We start from the raw sequence: 21730 nt of genomic DNA on the forward strand, positions 1-21730 counted from the left end.
TGTATTTTATTTGGTGGTTTTCTGTTTGTTCGGAAAAATATTGATCCAGTCTCGTTTCATATCGACGACCGTCCATTGTTGCTCTTTGGCTTCATTCAGGCCTTTTTCAAAGTGGCCGATCGCAGATGGATGGTCGTATGCCCACTCACGCTTCTCATCGGTGTGGTGAATGTACATGCAAAATCGTGCGCCTTCACCAGCATGAGTCCATTGCATCATTGCCAGATCTCCATCTGAATTGCCAAAACAAGCGATCGGTCGCTTGCCAATGTGGGTATGAATGCCTACCGGCTTACCTCCCTTGTCATCGATAAAGTCGATCTTCGCTTTGCGCATCAATGTAGGGATTCCACCCTCATTGGTGAACTCTACTTCGAGCCGGCTGCCGATCACTTGCTCAGGAGGGATGCCATACACTTCCTCAGCAAAAACTCGCATGAAATCCACACCACCACCAGAGACGATGTACGTGACAAACTCTTCCTCACGCATCAATTCTAGCAGCTCCAACATCGGCTGATACACCATCTCCTTAATCATGCGCCCAGTACTTGGGTGCTTCGCTGTGGCAATCCATTGAGCTACTGATTCCGCATACTCCTCAGTGCTCATCCCAGCATGGGTGGCCATCACCAACTCCAAAATACCCTTCTCTCCTGACTTGAGGACTCCCTCGTAATCATTGGCAAGCGCCGATCGGAAGGGTTCCTTTTCTTTCCACTCAGGGTTCTGATCAAGTCGCGCGCGTACCTGATCGAAGGCATACATCATCTGAAAGTAAATCGGCTGCTCCGCCCACAAAGTCCCATCGTTGTCGAACACAGCCACACGATCCGTTGGCTTCACATAGTCGGCATTCGACTTGTCAGTCACCTTGTCTATAAACTGTAGCACATTGGCGCGTGCGGCGCCGTCAGCCCATGAGGGTAATATCGGATTTGCGTGAACACTACAAAAGCCAAGCAGGATTGACCCAGTAAGAGCCACAACAGCTCTTGGGATACGATTTTTAAATAGGGGCATTGTCTACCGGTCTACCGCATGTTCGCATTTCAATCAAGTTCATTTGGGTGACAGGCACGCTTTCATTCACCTCAACAAGTTCGAAGTCATCTCCAAGCATCAGAAAAATTCTGATCTCTGCTGCTTCCACATGTCCAATTACTAGTGGATGTTAGACCTGATTGACAAAGTACTCATGCATCAGTTATACATGGCATTGCTCATGTCAGTTCTTCGTACAGTTGCTATTTGCTTGGCACTCTCCCCAACTACTGTGTTGCTGGCTGACACGAGTGCCGCCGATGCCGCTACTGAGGCGGCTGAACTGTCGATTGCAGGGGTGAAGAACATTGAGAAACCGATCGATTACATTCTGTCCACTGATAGGATTGATCTGGGACTAAGCTACAGCGCTCTGTTTCAAGGCTCCCTCCCCCAGAGTAAGACGGGAGGTTCTGGCGAGCTCAGCCTCACCGGCCGCCTGATATTCATCGACGAGAAATACCCAAGCCGCTTGCTACAAAAAATTGGCGCCGTACAGGACGGACGAATCTCGCTCAAATTCAGACTACGCCACCGCCACGCGATCCTAGAAAACTCAGCAGCCAGCTTGAGCACGCAGATCGGATCCGCTCTCGGCACTACCGATGGCTTTAGTAGCAATGGATTTGAAATCCCCGACTTCTACCTCCAGAACGTTTTCTTCAAGGGCCGGGTGGAACTGCGCTATGGACAGCTCAGTACAGAAGGCCGCTTGGACAGTCACGCCCTGCGCAGCTCGAAGAAAGCATTCTTGAATCGCGTCTTCTCCACCAATCCCACCATCGCCTTCCCACGCTTCGGCGCTGGTGCCATTGTTCGCTGGCAAGCCACCGATGGATTCGATTTCACCTACGCGCTCACTCAAGTTCAAGCCAGTAAAACAGGAGAACAAGTGGACTTCAACCTCAGCTCAAAAAACCTCTTTACTGGGTTCCAAGCAGGCTACATCTGGGGCACCGGGAGCAACCAGCAACACCGTTTGCAGCTCACCACATGGGCAGCAGACGCCACCGAAGAAGTCGATCCAGACTACGGCCTCAGCGCAATCTACGAGCTCCAGCTATCCGATAGCAACCACTCTATTTTCGCCCGCTACGGACAGAGCCAAGGCATTCAAACCGATCTGCGCAAAATGATGGCGATAGGCTATGGTCAAACACTCCGAGAGAAGGACCTCATCGGCGTAGCCATCGGTGCCGGTGAGTCCTCTGAGACTAAAGAAAACCAAGGAGTCCTTGAGGTATTTTATCGTCATCATTCCAAGTTTGGCTTTGAAGTCACCCCCGACATACAAATCCAAGTAGGTGACAGCATCCCAGCAAACTACGCAGTCATCTTTGGCTTGAGAGGGCTCATTGACTTCTAATACAATAGCTGCCTAGCATCGCTCACACCCCGATGAAACCACTTTGCGCCATCGCCATATCAGCCTGCCTCATCGCACTCACTAGCTGTGTGCCGAGCCTCACCAAGGTCACTGCCAACCAAGCCAATGAGCAACTCGCGGCCATGCCAAAGAAAGACTGGCATTACAGTAAATCGGCTCGCTCCAAAATTCGCAAAGCATACCAATCTTACACCTTTCGCCCCGAATACGCTGCGGCCTGCTTTCTTACTGCTGCTCATGACCTAGAACCCCATAGATCCCGGTCTGAGTGGGCCTATCGAGCCTACCAGCACGCGCTAGGTATGGGCACGGAGCTCATCAACAAGCACCAACTTTGGGGCCAAACTATCGAGCATCCCGAGCTCAGTATCGCACTACCGAAAACCGTCGATTGTCATGAACTCGGTGTGCATAAAATTGATGAACTCCACTTCAGTGGACGCTTCGCCACTCCAGGCATGGATCCCGCCATTGAACGCAAGGGTCCAGGAGCTCCCATGTTAGCCACCACCTATGCCAGCGCTCAATCACTCGATAGACATCCATTCATGTCTATGGCGGGCTATATCCAATCCGCCACAGCCCTTGCCGATTGGCATCCCGTGGGTGAATCCCAAGTGCGTCTCACACTCGAACTTCGCAATCCCAAAAAATCTAGCCAACTAGCTGCCAACTTCACTGACCCCGTCGCGTTCTACGACATGAAGACCAAGAGCCTCATCACCTCAGGGTTGCAGAATGTCTGGCGCCCAAACAATGGGCTCTCTCAGATGGGTCTGTACAACACCGCTCCCATTGACCCAAAGAAAACCCCCATTGTCTTCATCCACGGGCTTGCTGCCACGCCCAACCTCTGGCTCAAGCCGGTTCACGCCATGATGAGAAACCCAGAGTTCCGCAAGAAATATCAAATCTATGTCTTCTACTACCCCACTGGCTTTCCAATCTCCCAAAACGCTAACCACCTCAAACAAGAACTAATCAAACTGCAAAAGGCGCGGCTAACCTATAACAACAAGCCAGAGAAAATGGTACTTGTTGGACACAGTATGGGGGGGCTTCTCACCAGCGTGGTAACACGTGACTTCGAAGGTGAGTTCGAGAGGCTGTCGCGTGTTAGCATCGAAGAGTTAAAGGCCACCGAAAAGGTGAAAGAAACGCTTCAAGGGCTGGTGCGCGAGGCTCCTATCGACTTTATCGATAAAGCCATCTTTCTCGGGACTCCTCACAAAGGATCACCCTACGCCAGCAATTGGATAGGCAGAGTTTCCTCGCACTTCGTTCGCATCCCCAAATCGTTGCTGGAAATTGATCCTAGCAGCTACAAACACGACCTCAGTCAATTCGGTCAAAGCCTCTGGGATATCGATCAGAATCTCGATGGGATCTACAGCCTAGAGCTCAATCATCCCGTACTCCTCTACATCGAATCTCGCCCCAAAATTGATGGCGTCACATACTACTCAATCATTGGTGATCGAGGCTGGGGTGGCGACCTAGAAAAAAGCTCCGACGGGCTCGTGCCTTACACTAGCTCGAGTATCAATAATGATGAATCCGAATGCGTCGTCCCTTCATGGCACAACCTACAAAAACACCCCGACGCAATCGCCGAGGTGTTGAAAATTCTAGAACTCTAACTTCTAGTAAGAATTGCAGGCATCTATTGCTTGTGCTCTTCGAGCCACTTTTTACGAGCTTCGAGGTTCTGCTCAAGCTTAGCGATTTGACGTCGTTCCTCCACGATCTCCGCATACTTATGCTTGATCTGTCGGATGTCCGAATCAAAATCAGAAATTGCATCTTCGAGTGCAGCTTCGATATCCAGAGCCGCACGCTGTGACACTGGCTGGGTATTCGGCTGCTCTACCAGAACAAATTCACCCAGTTGCTTCTCGCGAATGGCGATCACGTTCTCAACATGCGCTTTCTCAGACTGCAGCAGCTCAGTGTATTCAGCGGAATTATTTTCAGAAGATAGCTTGCGCTCCACATCAGCGAGCTGGCGCTTGTAGCTCTCGAGCGACTTCTTCAGACCTTCATTGACTGCATCACGCTGGCGCTTATTCATGCTCTTATCGCGTCGGTTTTGGCGCCATTTTTCATCCACGCGCTCATTGCTGTACCAACCATTCCAACCGTAGGAACGGTAACCCGTAGTTTCATACTTCTTGGTATCCTTTTCCTGAGTAAAAGAATTAGAAAGCTTCAACACCTGTGCCACACGCTTTTCCACTCGTTGGTCCAAAAGAGCGACATCCTTCTCCACCAAATCGCTTGGTTGCTCAGGATTTTCTTTGCGAAGTTCGCGGACCAACTCAGCACGGCGGCGTTGGTAGTTCTGCACGTCGTCAGCCAGAGTTTCCATCGCTTGCATCTTGATCGCGCTGATCCGGCGACGTGAGCCCTGCGAATCTTTCAATGAAGCCAATTTGTTCACAATATTGTCGACCTTGGATTCCAATCGATCATCGAGACGAAGCGCGTCCTCGCTGAGCTCAGTCAGGCGATCGCGGCGTTCCTGGATACGCTTTTCCAATGCCACCACGGATGCTTCACGCTCTTCCATGGTCATCGGTACTTTAGTTGGCTGAGCGGGAGTTTCCGCTAGAACAACAGCACCAGTGGTGCAGAGGATTGATGTTGCTAGAAATAATGATTTCATTGCCGCCATAGTTACATCACCTAACTGATAGAGCAATAAAAAGCTAGCACCACGCGCTTCTTCGTCCGGGATCTACTGGCTACTGCGCTGAAAAATCCCTCCTTGAATGATCGATTTGGCCTCTCCCACAAGGAAAAGAGAACCGGTGATCAAAATCGGGCCTTTCGAATTACTCAGTGATTGCAAACAAGACTGTAGATTCCGATGAGCCATATACGGAGGGCTATCCTCAGGCAGCATCAAGGTGAGTGATTGGGTTGTTAGGCTGCGCGGCGAATCAATCGGCACCAAATGAATCTCTGCACTATGAGCAGCAAGCAAGCCCAACACTTTCGCCACGTCTTTCTCCTGAGCAGCGCCAAACACCAACACGGGACGATCTTGCCCATAGCGGGACTTCCAGGTATCCACCAATGCCTTCGCTGCATGTGGGTTATGCGCCCCATCGACAATCGTCACAGGGTCGTGATTGATCGCTTCAAAGCGCCCGGGCCAATCGATACGCTTGAGCCCCTGTTGTACGATGTCAAAATTCAAGGGCAGCTCAAGGGCACTGAGCGCCTCCACTGCCAACTTGGCGTTCTCGGCTTGGTGCTCCCCTGCTAGATCAATTTGATAGCCTCTCAAAGGCTCAGTGATCACGGTGAGTGGGGCACCTCGCTCACCCGCCACTTCAGCAATCACGGCCGCAGCTTCCGGGCTCTGAGGGGCGGAAATAACTGGTTTGTCTTCACAAATAATTCCGGCTTTCTCAAAAGCAATTTGCTCCAACGTTTCTCCCAACCACTCGCTGTGGTCATCGGCAATCGGAGTGAGCACACACACATCTGCAGGCACTGCGGTCGTTGCATCTAGCCTACCGCCCATCCCAGTCTCCAGAACAATCATCTCACAATCCATGGCCTTAAAATGACGCATAGCAATCGCGAGTGTGAGCTCAAAAAATGTCGGGTGATGGTCCCAGTCGGCGACCAATTGTTTGAGCTGTTCGACGCTCTGTAGCACCTCAAGCTCGCTGATCATTTCGCCGTTGACGCGGATCCGCTCGCGAAATTCAATCAAGTGTGGCGAAGTGAATAATCCACAGCGCATGCCGGTGGCTCGCGCGAGGGAATCGACCATGGCACTGGTTGATCCTTTCCCGTTCGTACCTGCGACATGCACGACTTTGGTACCGCGCTGCGGGGTTGCAAAGAACTGACGAAGCAACTGACGTGGACCGTCCAGTCCCAGCTTAATACCAAAGGTCTGGGTGGAATAGAGCCACTCTAACGCTTCCGGATAAGTCATTACTTCGTATTCGGTGTGCAGTGGTGAGCAACTCACGATGTGGGCGCACCACTTGCCACATGCAGCTCAAATCATGCTTGTGGCATCATGTAGCTGAGTAGCTGGCCAAGCTTCTTCTTCACTTCGTGGCGTTGCACGATCGCATCGATGAGGCCGTGCTCTAGCATAAACTCAGCAGTCTGGAATCCCGGAGGGAGGTCTTGGTGGGTTGTCTCTTTCACCACGCGAGGCCCGGCAAAGCCGATCATGCATTTTGGCTCAGCGAGGTTGATATCCCCAATCGTTGCGAATGATGCTGTGACTCCGCCAGTCGTAGGGTGGGTCATGAGAGAGATGTATGGTAGTCCTTTTTCGGAGAGGTGCGCCAGAGCTGCGCATGTCTTAGCCATCTGCATCAGCGAGAGCATGCCCTCTTGCATTCGAGCACCAGAGGAAGAAGAAATAATAATCATACCACGCTTTTCAGCCATGGCATCTTCCACCGCACGCGTGATCTTTTCACCAACCACCGAGCCCATGGAACCTGCAAAAAACTTGAAGTCCATGACGGCGATCATTGCTGGCTGGCCCTCGATCGTGAGGCGACCAGTGACCACCGCGTCGTTGAGTTCAGTCTTCTGGCGAAGCATCGCAATTTTTTCCTCGTACTTGGCGAAGTCTAGTGGATTTTCAGCGAACAATCCTGCATTGGTTTCTTCAAAAGAACCACTGTCTGCAATACTCGCAATACGCTCACGTGAGCCTAAGAGGAAGTGATGATCACAGCTGGTACAAACTTGGTCGTTCTGAACGAGATCAAGTGTGTGGATCATGGAGCCACACGCTGGACACTTGGTCCAAAGGTCGTTTGGCATGTCCTTCTTCTTGCTATTGCGTAGTCTTGGTCTTTCGAAAATTCCCATGGCGTTGGTAAAATGTTGCGTAGCCCATCTGGCTAGATGGCCAAAGCCTAGCCTCGTAATGCGGTAAGTACAACTATGTTTTCAATTTGCGATGCCGGTTTCTTCAAGGCTTGGGCACAGGCCTGAGCCGTGGAGCCAGTCGTAAAGACATCGTCGATGAGAATCACACTCTCAAATCCCTCGGGAATACGCCGCGCCGTGAATGCGTCTTTGAGATTAGCCGCACGCTGCTGGCGGCTCAGACGTGTCTGGGTTTGAGTGTGTCGGGTGCGCTTGAGTAACGCTTGCCATGGCACACCCGTGAGCTTGCTAAGCTCTTGAGCCAGCAGTTCCGCTTGATTGAAGCCCCTCTGCCATTGCTTGCGCCAGTGGAGCGGGACTGGCACCAGGATCGGCGACGCTAGGCTTTTGAAGCGCGGGCTTTGCTCGATCACCTCGGCACAAAACCGCGCCAACTCACCACTCAAGTAGCGTTGCTTACCGTACTTGTAGCTCACGATCAGCTCGTGGTTCTTCGCCGTGTTGCGCAGTGCCGCTTCGGCAAATTCAAAAGCAAAGTTCAAGTCGCGGCAATTGGCACAGGCAAACTGCCCCTCGATCACGCCATCGTAGCACTCGCCACAACGGCTGCAAAATGGCGCACGCACGCGCGCCGCCGCTGCAACGCAATCTGGGCAGAGCAGCCTGCCACCATCCGTACTCAGCTCACATTGTAAACAAGATGGAGGGTACAGGTAATCGAGAGCGCTATCTAGGAATCTTGGTTTTTGCACGGGGGACGCATTCGGAAGTAGAGGGCGATGCATGCCGCTGTCACCACCAATGTAGCAAGTGGAAGAAGGCCATCCATCAGGCTATCATTGTACCAAATACTGCGCCCTTCACCAGTAGGATTTGTCAGGCGGTTGGTAAACTTAAGAGAAAACACCCAACCGGCGTGCAGGCCAATAGCAAACCATAAGCTACCAGTCACATAGCGGGTGTAGGCCAATGTCACCCCCACCACAAATAAAGTCATGAATACTCCAAAAAACTCAGCTGCAGTCAGGAACTTTTGACCAATCAAGCCGAGCATTTCGAAGCCGGCAAGGAAATGGCGAGGGTCTGCCACCTGTGCCCCATCGGGTGGCGAGAGAAAATGCACTGCTGCAAAGAAAAGCGAGAGGCCGGTGATATTCGCAGCCACGTTCAGCTTGCGTGCCAGCACCGAGTAGAGCACCCCACGGAACAACCATTCTTCCAATAAAGATACAATGATCGCGGGAATGATTGCCTTCTGAAAAGCCTTAGCAAACACAAAATCATCAGCGGTTTCGATCCAGCCTAATTGATACAGCAAGGCCACCAAAAGCGTGAGAAACCCAGCAGAAAAACCCAGCGCCAGCGCCAAGTCTCTCCAACCCCTAGCCTGAGGATTGATCCGCTGCAGGAAAGGCTTCTTCTCTTCCTTCTCACCACCTTTGCGGCGCAAACTCTTGATCAGAGGAAACAACAACACCAGAGCGGTCGCCATCAATGCGCGGTTGAAGTACCGCGAAAAGCGCGCGTTGTCGCACTTCTTTGCCAGCCATTCCATCGGTGCCGAAAGCTCAGCCACCGCTGCCTCAGCCGCGAGGTCCTTGCCCCAAGAATAAAGATGCGGGGAAAGTAAGGCCGCACCCACAAAGCTCGCCACAATGAATAGGAAGAGCTTGAACAAATCGTGTTGGAGTAGTCGTGTCACTGGTCGCAGCCTAAACGATGACTCTGGAACTAGCAACAACCGCTTGCAGCTGTCCGCGCAGGTAGTGTCCCACTATGCTTCTCGCATTGCGGTGATCGCGGCCTTCATATCCGGTGCTTGGAATGATGAAGAACCAGCCACCAAAACATTGGCCCCAGCTTTCCCGGCGATGGCCGCTGTTTCTGTATTGATTCCACCATCCACTTCAATATGGAAATGTAAGCCATTTGCGTCGCGATACGCTGCCGCGGCCTCCACCTTCGCCATCATGTCATGCATGAAGCTTTGCCCGCCAAAGCCTGGCACGACGGTCATCGGTAAAAGCAGGTCGATTTGATCCAAGTACGGCAACACCTCTTCAAATGGGGTCGCAGGATTCAAGGCCAAACCAGCCTTGACCCCGGCTTCACGAATCAGCAACAGCGTGGCCGACACATCGTGGTCTGCTTCCACATGCACCGTGATCATGTCTGCACCCGCCTTGATGAAGCGCGGTAAATAATGGTCCGGACGCGTGATCATCAAATGCACATCCAGAAATATGTCATTGCTCTCGTGAATCGCCTCAACCATCTGAGGACCAAAGGAAATATTGTCTACAAAGTGGCCATCCATCACATCGAGATGCAACCAATCCGCACCAGAATGAATCGCACGGCTGACTTCTTCCGTCACCTTTCCCCAGTCAGCAGCCAACAATGAGGGTGCCATGATACGATCAGAATGGTGCCATTTCTTCATAGCCCAAAGCATAGTGAGAACCCATCGAGATTCAAGTGGCCAATTTGGCATTTCTCGGAATCGCGGAATTTTCACAAGGCGCATATCCCACAATCAAGCATCACTCGGCAATTTTCCATGGTTGCCAGAAGCCCGCAGACGAATTACAGCTAATCGCATGAGCGAGGAGTTCCAAATCGAACCCAAAGGTGACACCTTCTTCATGGAGCTCGCACTGCGCGAGGCCATGAAAGCCTACAAAGCTGGCGAGGTTCCCATCGGAGCCATCATCGTCAAAGATGAAAAAGTCATCGCCCGTTCATGGAACCAAGTCGAGACACTCAAGGATGCCACTGCACACGCAGAAATGTTGGCCCTAACATCTGCACAAAGCATGCTGGGCGACTGGCGCCTCACTGGATGCACCCTTTATGTCACCAAAGAACCCTGCCCGATGTGCGCCGGTGCCATCGTGCACTGCCGCCCTGATCGCGTTGTCTACGGCATCCCTGACGACAAAGGGGGGGCTGCGGGCGGCTGGATCAACTTGCTAGACTCCAACCCACCGCTCAATCATCGCTGCGAGACCACCAAAGGCGTCCTCCAAGAAGAATGCCTGCAGATCCTCCAAAGCTTTTTTCGTGAGGCCAGAGCGAAAAAGAAAGCTGAACGCGATGCCGCCAAGCTAAAGCTGCTTGAGGAAGCGCAGCAAGCAAGCGCAGAAGATGTGGCTGAACAATAGTCGATACTCCCTCATGTCCGCGAAGCATGGTTCGCTTCGGCCGGCCACTCTGAGTCGGCGCAGCCTATTCGTTTATGCGAACTGCTTGAGGAATCGGGTGTCGTTGTCAATCAGCAGACGGATGTCCTTGATGCCCCACTGGATCATTGCAAGGCGGTCGAGCCCCATACCAAACGCAAATCCAGTGACCTTCTCTGGATCAAATACCTCATCACCACGGCTCTCAGCCAAGGAGGAAAACACTGCGGGGTCTACCATGCCGCAGCCAGCTACTTCGATCCACTTTGGTTCTTGGCCTTTGGCATGAAGCTTGATGTCGATTTCGAAGCTTGGCTCCGTGAATGGGAAAAAGTGCGGGCGAAAACGAATCTCAGTCTCCGTACCAAAGAGCGCACGGAAGAAATACTCCAAGGTCCCCTTGAGGTCGCCAAGCTTCACATCTTCAGCCACAAAAAGGCCTTCGAGCTGGTTGAATACAGAAAGGTGGGTGGCGTCGATCTCATCGCGGCGATAGGCTGAGCCCGGGGCGATGATACGCACAGGAGGAGTCGCCTTTTCCATGGTGCGAATCTGGACAGAAGAAGTGTGGGTTCGAAGCAACTTACCACTATCAAAATAGAAGGTGTCCTTCTCATTACGCGCTGGGTGGTCATCTGGCGTGTTCAACGCATCGAAGCAATGATACTCCGTTTCAATCTCTGGACCATCCGCGAGGGCAAAACCCATACGGCGCAATATCTGCACCGCACGATCCTTAATCAAGGTAAGTGGGTGGAGCCCCCCTTCAAGTAACTCGCGAGGCGGCAGTGTCAGATCAATCCCATCCACTGATTTCTTGTCCTCCACTTCCTGCAGCTCGACAAGCTTTGCATCGATCGCTTCAGTCACGGCCTTGCGCGCCACGTTGAGAGCCTGACCATAGGCTGGCTTCTCTTCGTTTGGCAGATCCTTCATCGCAGCGGCGGCGGCGGTGAGGGTTCCTTTCTTACCGAGGAAGGCCACACGTGTGTCATCGAGCGCTTTCTGGTCTGCGGAAGCGGCGATGGCTGCGAGCGCATCAGCTTGGATCGTATCGAGTTGCTGTTTCATGAACTTGTGGAATGCCTGCCATAAATCCCCATCACTGTCCACTGGTTTTATCGCCACAGACTGGGCTCAAACCCTTGTCAAAGATCCTTTCAGACTTTGCACATATCCTATATAATTGGGATACTCTATTAGACTCATGACTGATAGAACACCCGTCCCTTAATGGTACTCTTAAGCAAGTTACGGGTAGGATCGTGATACATACCTTCACGATAAATTGCTTTCTTCAAGAGACCTAGTACACTGCCCCGATACACATTCATCCATTACCACCACTTTTTTCGAGTGGATCTAATCATTCACATCCATTAAACACCACAGATCATGAAGAACACAGTGAAGAGAATCACAGGCCTCGTAGGGCTGGCATGCATCAGCACCGCCGCCCTCACCTATGCCGGTGAGCCCCAAGAATTGTTCAACGGAAAAGACCTTTCCGGCTGGACAGGAGATAAGAAATTTTGGTCCGTACAAGACGGAATCATCGTTGGTCAGACCACTCCTGAGAACCCATCTGGTGGCAATTTTCTCATCTGGGATGGTGGCGAAGTCGAAGACTTTGAAATCACCCTCAAAGTTCGCTACGAAGGCAACAACTCAGGCCTCCAATACCGCAGTAAGCGAGCCAGCCCAGACAATTACCTTGTGAACGGCTACCAAGCTGACCTTCACCCGAATAACAATTTCTTCGGCATGCTCTACCACCAAGGTGGCAAGCGCGGCATCGTCGCTCAGCGCTTCCAAAAGGTAGACATCGCAGCCGACGGCACCAAGGAAGTGACCGCATTCGGCAACAAAGACATCAAGTGGAACGCCACGCAGTGGAATGAATTGCGCGTTGTCGCTGTGGGCAATCGCTTGATCCACCAAATCAACGGCATCACCACCGTCGACGTGACAGACAATCACCCTGAAGCTCACTCCAAAGGCATCATTGCCCTTCAAATTCACGCTGGTGAGCCAATGAAGGTCGAGTACAAGGACATCGTACTTCGCAAGGTCGAAGGCGCTGAAGCCAAGTCCCTCCTCGCTCAAACCGAGAAGGAAAAGGAAATGGACAAGCTACGCACCGTGGTCAAGTTCGACCTCGATGCGGAAGAGATCAACTTCATCAATGGCAAGAAAGCGCAGTGGGTTTGGAAAGACAACCCGCACGACAACAAGCCAATCTACCTCACCAAGTCCTTTGACCTTCCTGAGCAAACCACCATGGCCGCCATCATGGCGTCCTGTGACAACGGCTTCACCCTCTGGATCAATGGCAAAGAAATCGCCAAGTCCGATTCCTGGAACAACCCATTCATTTCCAAGTCCATCCTCAAGCAGCTCAAGCCTGGCAAAAACTTCGTCGCCATCGAAGCCACCAATGCTGGCGGCATCGCAGGACTTCTCTTCAAGCTCTCCATGCAGCAACATGGTGGCGAACTCACCGAAATCGTCAGTGACACTAGCTGGAATGCTAGCACCACGCCTGCCGACAACTGGAAGACCGACCCTCAAGTATCTGCCAACTGGAATCTCGAGCTCAAGAGCTCAGGCGACCTCGGCGTCGAGCCATGGGGTAGCTTCGGCATGACTGCTGACGCTCCTGCCTCCAAGATCACCACTCTCGATGACTTCGAGGTGGAAGAACTCTTCGCATTCCCAGCAGAAATGGGATCCAAGGTGGCACTCACTGTTGACGACCAAGGACGCTTCTACGCCAGTGACCAGTACACCGAAGGTGGCCTCCACCGCGTGACTGTGGATGAAGAATCCGGCCGCCTCCTCATCGAGGAAGTACCGATCGAACTCGAAGGAGCTCAGGGCCTCGCATGGCATGACGGCGCACTCTACTACTACGGTCGCTTTAAGATGCAAAAGCTCACCGACACCGATGGTGACGGCATCCTCGACCACTCGGAAGAACTGCCAACTGCAGTGAACCACTCCGAGCACGGCACCCACGCGATCCGTCTCACTGAAGACAAGAAAGGCCTCTACCTCGTAGCGGGTAACCACACCCCAATGCCGAAGAAAGAGATCACTTCACGCTCCAGAGTCCAAGGCTGGCAAGAAGACCTCCTGCTCAAGCGTGAGTGGGATGCTCGCGGTCACGCCCGCGGCGTCATGGCGCCAGGTGGCTACATGGCACGCTACGACTTTGAGACCAAGAAAAACGAAATCATCTCAGTAGGTTACCGTAACCAATACGGCATTGCTAGCAACCGCTTCGGTGATAGCTTCACCTACGACGCCGACATGGAGTGGGACATGGGATCACCATGGTACCGCGCCACACGCATCAACTTCGTAGCCAGTGGCTCCGATTACGGTTGGCGCTCAGGCTCAGGCAAATGGCCTGAATACTACGAAGACAGCCTTCCTGCTATCGCAGAAGTTGGCCCTGGCTCCCCGACTGGCGTGATCTCCGGTATCGGCACCAAGTTCCCAGCCAAGTACCAAGACGCGATCTTCGCACTCGATTGGACCTTCGGCACCATGTACGCCCTCCACTGGAAGTTTGACGGTGCTGGCTACAAAGCTGAAAAAGAAGTGTTCTGCTTCGGCGAACCACTGCCACTCACCGACGCTGTTGTTGGTAAAGACGGGTACCTCTACTTCACTGTAGGTGGTCGTAAAGCAGCTTCACGCTTCTGCCGTATCAAATACAATGGTAGCGAATCCACAGCTCCTATCGCTCAGAACAACGACGAACTTCCTGAAATGCACAAGCAACGTCGTGCGCTCGAAGTATTCCACGGTGCGCAAGACCCATCTGCTGTCGCCAAAGCATGGCCACACCTCTCATCCAAGGATCGCTGGCTCCGCGGTGCCGCTCGTGTGGCGGTCGAGTCTCAGCCAGTCGACACATGGGCAGACAAGGTATTTGCTGAAAAGAACCCACAGGCATTGATTGCTTCCGCAGTAGCACTTGCCCGTCAGGGTACTCCTGAACACCAAGAGAAGCTCCTCAACGCACTCCTCGCACTCGACATGAACAAGCTCAGTGCCGAAGAAAATACAGGACTCCTCCGTGCTTACGCACTTTGCTTCATCCGCATGGGTGAGCCAAAAGATGCAATGCGTGACAAACTCATCGCTGAGTTTAGCCCGCAGCTTCCTAGCAAGAGCGACTCAGTCAACACCGAGCTCGTACGTGTCTTGATCTACCTCAAGTCACCTACCATCATCACCCAAGCGCTCGAAATGATCGCAGCTCCACACGAGCAAGTCGTGCCAAACTGGCAGGGATCCGTGATCAGCCGCAATAAAAACTACGGTGGCCCAGTGACTCGCTTGCTTGCCGACTACCCACCAGTGCAGAAGCTTGGATACGCGTTCATGCTTCGTAACCTCAGAGAAGGTTGGACATTGGAGCAACGCCGCGAGCACCTCAAGTTCCTCTACGATGCTGCTAAGCACCCAGGTGGTTTGAGCTACACCAAGTTCCTCGCCAACATCCGTGACGAAGTGCTCAGTCACTGCACACCGGAAGAGCGCGTGGCACTCAACGACATCACAGGTGAAGACTTCGATCCGAAGCCTAAGTTCGCAATCAACCCACCGAAGGGTCCAGGCAAGAACTGGACAGTGGCTGACGCCCGCCCATACGTGACCAAGCAAGCGCTCAAAGATGCTAACATTAAGAACGGACGTAGCCTCTTCTTCGCAAGCGCCTGTGCTTCATGTCACCGCTTCGACGGCCTCGGTGGTGACATCGGCCCTGACCTGAGCATGGTACGCACCAAGTTCAGTGCCAACTACCTCCTCGAGTCCATCATCGAGCCAAGTAAGGAAATCTCCGATCAATACGGTTCAAAGATTGTGACACTCAAGGATGGCAGAGTCTTCACCGGCGTGGTGGTACCACGTGAAGCAGTGTACGACATCTACCCGATGACCAAGACCACGGAAGAACTCAAGCCAACCTCCATCGTGTTTGAAGATGTTGAAAGCATCGTCGAGAGCCCAGTTTCTCAGATGCCTCCAATGCTCATGAATGGCATGAATGGCGAGGAAGTACGTGACTTGATTGGCTACCTCCTCTCCAGCGGTATTCCGAATACTGAGGACTAATCTAAGCAGTCATTCCAACACTCAATTGCATTCGCCGGGCGCCATCACAGGTTCCCGGCGAATTTGTGTCTAGAAGCTAGCCCAACACACAGGGCACAAGCAAGCCATGCATCATGGCACAAGCACCATCTAGCAGACAGTCAAGATCCAGCACATGTGGGCGAAAGACCTCGCCCAAGCATGGCACTTATTCCGAAGCTTTCGAAGCTGGAGCTGTTGCATCCATCACTGCCTTTTGCGTGGCAGCCTGGATTTTAGGCATCATCTTTGCCATCTCCATTTGCATCCGCCCCATGGTTGCCTGAGTGAGTTCAGCTTGCTTTGCCGTGAACTTTTTACCGACTGGTGACTGATAAAAATCAATCAAACCCTGCACCTCCTCCACAGAAAACACCTCACCATAGATCTCGGCAAACATCCCTTCCCAATCGACCTTCAGCATCTCTTCAATGCTTACTTTGGTCGCGGCAGTGACCGCTTCTTTTGCTGTGGATTTTTGCTCCGGAGTCATCCCCGGCTGTTGGTCGATCATCCCCGTATTGTATTTGATCACCTGACCAAAGGCTTTCTCTACGTTCTGGCGCATCTCCATCACTTCCATCAGCTCTCTGGCTTTGGCTGTGGAGGCTTCGTCAGCTAGGGCACCTTGGCTCATCAAGGCAAGAGCGAGAATTAGTGGTTTTTTCATCATAGGTCGTTTTTGAGTTCAATAGATTGGTCTAACATGTACTGAGCGCAGTTGAGTACAAGCTATAATTGCTAGAATCCTAGCGTTTGACTCACTTCAGCTTGATCGTCGGGATGCGTACCGCGTCGATCAATGCCTTGTTCCCCTCATCCACCCGCAAAATACGATCGCCCAATAGGTACACACCAACATCATGGCTGACCTTGAAATCCAATGGCAAATCAGCCATCGATACGATGTGGAGACGTTGCTGCCAGGCTTCATCGATCTTCCAGCCAGGACTCAATTGATCGCGCCATCCGGATGGCAATGGATCAGCCGCCGCCACCTTCTTGGCAATGCCGGATGGCAGACCCAAATCACTCTCAGCATATTGCTTGTAAAACTCTCGGAGCGACTTCTTCGTGGCAGCATCGAACTTCCACTCGCTGGCATTCACTTTTGCCACTTTCTTTTGCTCAGGCTTCGTCACCTCAGAAGTTTTCGCCTTCAGTTTCTTCGGGGCTTTTTCCTGAGCCCAGAGTGCTGGCACCACACTCATAGAACACACCGCCACTGAGACGGCGAAAAATCGACATGCATAGGAATGATTGATCACCATACACAATACCTAACATAATCTAATAGCCGACAACAAGAAACTACTCCACGACCACCGCATTGAAGTATCCACAAGGCATCTGATAGAAAAATGAAGATTGATTTTCACGGCCGGCACTTAGGAGTGAGTTGTTGAAGGGCTAGATGGAAATCTAGGTGAAGCTTCCCGGTGCTGAGTGATTGACATTCTAAGGGATTTACGGCATCGAAACCCTATCAAACAGAAGGTGCTGGTGAATTCAATCAGCACGCTGAACAAGCAACTCGCAGTCAATCCACTGCACCGATTCCATGAACGTATCATTCAACTGGCTCAACGACCACCTAGACCTCAGCGACCACAGCATTGCCCAACTCGATGACCTCCTCACCTTCGCAGGTGTGGAAGTAGAAGGAGTGGAGCAACAAGGACTCAGCACCGAGCTCGTCGTGGTGGCGCAGATCAAAGATGCCGTGCAACACCCAAATGCCGACCGACTCAAGGTCTGCCAAGTCGATGCCGGTGAAGGATCCCTACGCCAGATCGTCTGTGGTGCTCAAAACTACAAGGTGGGCGACAAAGTCCCCTGCGCTCTCCCCGGTGCCGACCTCGGCGGCGGGTTTGTCATCAAAGAGGGCAAGCTGCGTGATGTGGAATCCAAGGGAATGCTCTGCGGCGCTAGCGAGATTGGCCTTGTCGATGCTGAAGACGGCCTCTTCATTCTCGATGAAGACGCGGTGATTGGCACCCCATTGGTGAAGATGTTCGCAAGCGACACCATCATCGAGGTGGAAATCACCCCGAACCGTCCAGACCTTCTCAGCCATTGTGGCATGGCGCGTGAGCTCGCCGCCCTCACTGGCAAGTCCCGCACCGAACCAGCGTTCGACCTTCTCGACGCCACTGCTGCTAGCGACATCACTCTCAGCAACCCTGAGCGCTGCCCACTCTACACAGCAACTAAGATCAGCGGCGTGAAAGTGGCCGACAGCCCAGAGTGGCTGCAGACCAAGCTCAATGCCATTGGCCTGCGCCCAATCAACAACATCGTCGATATCACCAACTACGTGCTCCATGAACTCGGGCACCCGCTGCACGCCTTTGATGCAGCCAAGCTCGATGGCTCCCTCGACATCCGCACCGCCGCTGAGGGCGAAAAGTTCCTCCCGCTCGACGGCGAAGAAATCGCTCTCACCAAGGACGATCTCCTCATCTCAGATGCGGGCGGCCAAGCCCTCGCACTCGCTGGCATCATGGGAGGCAACGATTCGGGCGTCACCGAGTCCACCACCGATGTGGTGCTCGAAGCCGCCTACTTCACCCCATCGTTCATCCGCCGCAGCTCACGCCGCACCGCGCTCAGCTCTGACTCATCCTACCGCTTCGAGCGTGGCTCAGACCCACAGGCAGTGCTCAAAGCAGCCAGCCTTGCCGCCAAGCTCATGGTCGAAGTCGCCGGTGGCACGATCGATGGCCCAGCAGCCGTAGCTGGCGAAGCCCCCGTGCTCACCCAGCCGGTGAAGCTCGACATCGCCAAGCTCGACCAACTCATGGGCGGCTCGATCACCCACGCAGCAGCCAAAGACATCCTCACCAAGCTCGGCCTCGAAGAAGGTGCCGACGACCTCTGGAACATCCCAAGCTTCCGTCTCGACCTCCAACGCCACATCGACCTCGTCGAAGAGATCGCCCGCGTCCACGGCCTCGAAAATGTGGAGAGCCGTTTCGTCGGTGCCTACGTCGATGAATCCGCTGTCGACCACGCCTACGACTACCAGCTCGGCCTCAAACGCCAGCTCGCAAGCCTAGGGTTCTACGAAACTCAGACGATCAAACTCATTGCCGCTCATTCGAACGACAACATGGTGGCGCAAATGTGCGACGCCCTACCACAGCGCCCACTCATGGATGGCGATCTCGTGCAGGTCGCCCTACCACTCTCCGAAGACCACGCGATCATGCGCCCTAGCCTCGTGCCAGGACTCGTCGCAGTCGCCGCGCGCAACATCCGCCAAGGCCGCAAGTCGCTGCGTTTCTTCGAAATGGGCAAGCAATTCCGCAATGCTGGTGGTGGCAAAGCCAAGGATCTCGAAGCCGAGTCCCTCTCGCTCCTCGTTTCCGGCACCAATGCCCCACAAAACTGGGCCTCCAAGGTGCCGAGCATCGCCGATCTCTTCGACCTCAAGGCAATCGTTGCCGCGATCCTGCCGAAAGCTCAAGTTCAGCTCAAGGAGCGCAAGCGCGACGGCTTCATCCTCGCTGCCGACGTTCTCGCAGATGGCAAGCCAATCGGCGCCTTCGCCCAACTCACTCCTGCACGTTGCCGCGAAATTGATGCCAACAACCCAGTCTACGTGGCCGAACTCGACCTCGCTAAACTCCAACAACTCGCCACCGGCGTGGAGAAAGTAGACGAGCTTCCACAATTCCCTGGCTCCAGCCGTGACGCAGCCATGGAGGCACCACTCACGCTCGAGAATGCCGCCATCGAAGCCGCGATCAAGAAGCACAACGAATCCCTCCTCGTCGACTTCCATTGCTTCGACGTCTTCACTGACGCCTCAGGCGAGAAGATCGCAGCCGACAAGAAGTCCGTGGCCTACAGCTTCCACTACCGCTCACCAAGCAAGACCCTCAAAGCAAAAGAGGTCGACAAGGCGCACCAAGCATTGCTCGACACCCTTGCCAACAAGCTCAAGCTTAGCTTCCGCTAAGGCGACTCGAGTCCGGGGGATCATCGCCCCGCTTGATTCAATAAAAAACCCCCAGCTCATCAATTGAGCTGGGGGTTTTGATTTCAATGGGAAAGCTTGTGACTCAGTCTAGCTATTGCTTGTCTGGCTGGATAATGCCGAAGTCACGCTTTGACATCGTGCTGGCATTGGACGCCTCCGCAGTCGCTAGCAAAATAGTACCTGGGCTCAGAATACCGCGTGTCTTGCGGGTGAATTCTGCTGGGAACTGAATGCTGTTGGCAATCTGCTCCGCTGGCGATCCACTCACGCGGCTCTTCTTCAAGCTCAAGACAGACCATGAACGAGGTCCATCACCATTCTCTAACTTGATGAACACACCTTCAGGTGGACGCGTGCCTGAGGCAATCGCAAAGGGGCTCTGACCTATCTTGATACCATTGCGCCACACATAGGCGGTTCGATCAGCATAACTAAGCAACACAGAGTATGGACCAGAGCGGCTCTTGCCCGGCTCCCAGATCACACGACCCTGCATGTCAGGCACCGCTTGATTTGAAGAACTCTTGGCTTTCGACGCCATCAAGACATTCGCTGGCTTGGCTGAGTAAGAGGGCACAGTGCCCTTCTTGGTGATCGCCACCGTCGAGCCATTGGAGAGCACTCCATACACTTTCTGAGAAAATTCATACGGTAGTCGGATACAACCACCCGATGCTGGGTAGCCAGGTAGCTGGCCTGCGTGCATCGCAATACCTGTCCAAGTCAGGCGCTGCATGTAGGGCATCTTCGCACCCTTATAGACGTTCGACTCATGATCCACCTTGCGCTGAAGAATCTGGAACACACCAGTGGGGGTTTCCTTGCCAGCACGACCAGTACTCACCGTTGAACGCGCAATCTGCACCCCATTGCGGTACACATAAGCCATCTGGTCATCGATGCTCACAACCATCAGGACTGGGCCAGAAGGCGAACGCTCTGGATGCCATTCAAACTGACCTGGCGCCAGTTTCGTCTGCTGGGTCGTCGTCGCGCACGAGCTGAGTAAGGCACCGCTGAGCAGAGCCGCCGAAATCATGAGAGGTTTTAGTAGTTTCATCACCCTCATTGCTAGCGACCATCTTCGCAGCCAGCAAGTTAGAAATCACAACAATCTCGATCTTCATCACAAGAACCACACACACGTCCACTTCAATCTAATCACTTCATTAATCTATTGCAAATGCGTCTCAATTTCATTTATAGCTAATGACGTGATTGAACATCGGACATTGTATGGCGACTATAGCAGTAGCGGCGTGGAGCTGCGCTGGCATCGTGGCTATGTGGAGTCTTATGCTGATAGTCTGCACCAAGGGGCACTGCACATCATATTCAACCAGGCAGGCGAAGGGATATTGCTGGGAAACTCATTGCGCGTGAACTTCAGCGCCGGCACCATGCTTGCCTTTCACCACGGGTCAGACGAATCATTGATAGCCAGCCGCAAAGGAGCACAGGAGACACATGATTTTTTGGTTTTAATCGTGAGTGAAACCTGGCTGCGCAACACCTTTGGTTCGCGCCTTTCCGCCTTCCATCCAGACCTTCGCTCTGCGATTGAGAATAGCGCGCGAGCGAACCAAGTTCTAGGGAAAGTGAGGAGCATGAGCCTCACCGAGAGAGGCATCGTCAGCGATCTCTGTGCCCCTCCGGTCGAAGGCCCTGCACAACGTTATTGGTTCATGGCCAAAGTACTCGAGATACTGACTCACCATCTTTTCGCCCCTACGAGCACGCTTGGAGCTCAGCCCTTTTGTAGCATGGTCAAACAACGCAATAGCGAGCGGGTTGCTGCCTGCAATCGATGGCTGGAAGAACATCTCGATGAAAACCTCGACCTCAGCCAGCTTGCCGAGTGCGTCGGCTGCGCTCCCCACTATCTCAGCCGCCAGTACAAGCAACAAACCGGGATTACCTTAAAGCAACAACACCGAAAGCTGCGCATAGAAAAAGCTGCGGAGCTGCTCGAGCAAGGAGACTACAATGTGACGGAAGCTGCGATGGAAGTGGGCTATAGCTCCCTCTCACATTTCTCCAAAGCCTTCCATGAAGAAACAGGACGCCTGCCCTCCGAAATGGTCAACACGGATGCTTAACCAAGCA

At 53.2% G+C, this 21730-nt stretch carries 17 protein-coding genes; 6 read left to right on the plus strand and 11 right to left on the minus strand.

The genetic code is table 11. The annotated features are described in order from the left end of the window. Positions 1-6: 6 nt before the first annotated feature. The gene (locus F454_RS0109560; protein WP_018970433.1) at positions 7-1023 is read right to left on the minus strand and encodes an HAD family hydrolase; all 1017 of its coding nucleotides are present in this window, start codon (positions 1021-1023) and stop codon (positions 7-9) included. Between the two features lie 175 nt (positions 1024-1198). Between F454_RS0109560 and F454_RS0109565 the strand changes: the two genes are divergently transcribed. Both F454_RS0109565 and F454_RS0109570 read left to right on the plus strand, forming a co-directional pair. Further along, a complete protein-coding gene (locus tag F454_RS0109565) occupies positions 1199-2410 on the plus strand; it encodes a carbohydrate porin (RefSeq protein WP_156817232.1) in 1212 nt (403 codons plus the stop codon). Between the two features lie 32 nt (positions 2411-2442). Continuing rightward, positions 2443-4071, plus strand: coding sequence for an esterase/lipase family protein (locus tag F454_RS0109570; RefSeq protein WP_018970435.1), 1629 nt, complete (start codon positions 2443-2445; stop codon positions 4069-4071). A 23-nt stretch (positions 4072-4094) separates the two neighbouring features. Here the strand turns inward: F454_RS0109570 and F454_RS0109575 are convergent, their stop codons facing one another. The 6 genes from F454_RS0109575 to rpe form a co-directional block, all read right to left on the minus strand. After that, positions 4095-5096: a V-type ATP synthase subunit I domain-containing protein gene (locus tag F454_RS0109575; protein ID WP_156817233.1), complete on the minus strand. Its 1002-nt coding sequence runs from the start codon at positions 5094-5096 to the stop codon at positions 4095-4097. 72 nt (positions 5097-5168) lie between these two features. Then, on the minus strand, positions 5169-6422 hold the full coding sequence (locus tag F454_RS14790) for a bifunctional folylpolyglutamate synthase/dihydrofolate synthase (RefSeq protein WP_156817234.1): 1254 nt from the start codon (positions 6420-6422) through the stop codon (positions 5169-5171). A gap of 35 nt (positions 6423-6457) precedes the next feature. After that, positions 6458-7288 carry an acetyl-CoA carboxylase, carboxyltransferase subunit beta gene (accD, locus tag F454_RS0109585; RefSeq protein WP_018970438.1) on the minus strand — a complete coding sequence of 277 codons (831 nt, stop codon included), beginning with the start codon at positions 7286-7288 and terminating at the stop codon, positions 6458-6460. Positions 7289-7335: 47 nt separating this feature from the next. Further along, entirely contained in the window at positions 7336-8094 is a 759-nt protein-coding gene (locus tag F454_RS14795) for a ComF family protein (protein ID WP_156817235.1), read from the minus strand. Next, the gene (locus F454_RS0109595; protein WP_018970440.1) at positions 8040-9011 is read right to left on the minus strand and encodes a CPBP family intramembrane glutamic endopeptidase; all 972 of its coding nucleotides are present in this window, start codon (positions 9009-9011) and stop codon (positions 8040-8042) included. The genes F454_RS14795 and F454_RS0109595 overlap by 55 nt, the downstream gene beginning before the upstream one ends. Positions 9012-9083: 72 nt before the next feature. Then, positions 9084-9722, minus strand: coding sequence for a ribulose-phosphate 3-epimerase (gene rpe, locus F454_RS0109600; RefSeq protein WP_240471557.1), 639 nt, complete (start codon positions 9720-9722; stop codon positions 9084-9086). Between the two features lie 187 nt (positions 9723-9909). Here rpe and tadA point away from each other — a divergent pair, with 187 nt between their 5' ends. Further along, a complete protein-coding gene (gene tadA / locus F454_RS14800) occupies positions 9910-10473 on the plus strand; it encodes a tRNA adenosine(34) deaminase TadA (RefSeq protein ID WP_018970442.1) in 564 nt (187 codons plus the stop codon). Positions 10474-10545: 72 nt separating this feature from the next. On the opposite strand, the gene pheS is transcribed toward tadA, so the two are convergent. Beyond that, positions 10546-11562 (minus strand): phenylalanine--tRNA ligase subunit alpha, encoded by a 1017-nt coding sequence (gene pheS, locus F454_RS0109610; protein WP_026292824.1) that lies wholly within the window; start codon positions 11560-11562, stop codon positions 10546-10548. A 324-nt stretch (positions 11563-11886) separates the two neighbouring features. Here pheS and F454_RS0109615 point away from each other — a divergent pair, with 324 nt between their 5' ends. Further along, the gene (locus tag F454_RS0109615) at positions 11887-15621 is read left to right on the plus strand and encodes a 3-keto-alpha-glucoside-1,2-lyase-like domain-containing protein (protein ID WP_018970444.1); all 3735 of its coding nucleotides are present in this window, start codon (positions 11887-11889) and stop codon (positions 15619-15621) included. A gap of 187 nt (positions 15622-15808) precedes the next feature. On the opposite strand, the gene F454_RS0109620 is transcribed toward F454_RS0109615, so the two are convergent. Then, positions 15809-16312: a DUF2059 domain-containing protein gene (locus F454_RS0109620; protein WP_018970445.1), complete on the minus strand. Its 504-nt coding sequence runs from the start codon at positions 16310-16312 to the stop codon at positions 15809-15811. A gap of 88 nt (positions 16313-16400) precedes the next feature. Then, positions 16401-16850, minus strand: coding sequence for a hypothetical protein (locus tag F454_RS0109625; RefSeq protein WP_156817236.1), 450 nt, complete (start codon positions 16848-16850; stop codon positions 16401-16403). Between the two features lie 350 nt (positions 16851-17200). Between F454_RS0109625 and pheT the strand changes: the two genes are divergently transcribed. Next, positions 17201-19603, plus strand: a complete 2403-nt coding sequence (gene pheT, locus F454_RS0109630; RefSeq protein ID WP_018970447.1) for a phenylalanine--tRNA ligase subunit beta — start codon at positions 17201-17203, stop codon at positions 19601-19603. Between the two features lie 112 nt (positions 19604-19715). Here the strand turns inward: pheT and F454_RS0109635 are convergent, their stop codons facing one another. Beyond that, positions 19716-20684: a L,D-transpeptidase family protein gene (locus F454_RS0109635; protein WP_169334360.1), complete on the minus strand. Its 969-nt coding sequence runs from the start codon at positions 20682-20684 to the stop codon at positions 19716-19718. 154 nt (positions 20685-20838) lie between these two features. On the opposite strand from F454_RS0109635, the gene F454_RS0109640 reads away from it, so the two are divergent. After that, entirely contained in the window at positions 20839-21723 is an 885-nt protein-coding gene (locus F454_RS0109640; protein ID WP_169334361.1) for a helix-turn-helix domain-containing protein, read from the plus strand. The last annotated feature ends 7 nt before the right edge of the window (positions 21724-21730 follow it).

This window comes from Rubritalea marina DSM 17716 (assembly GCF_000378105.1).
GTDB lineage: Bacteria > Verrucomicrobiota > Verrucomicrobiia > Verrucomicrobiales > Akkermansiaceae > Rubritalea > Rubritalea marina.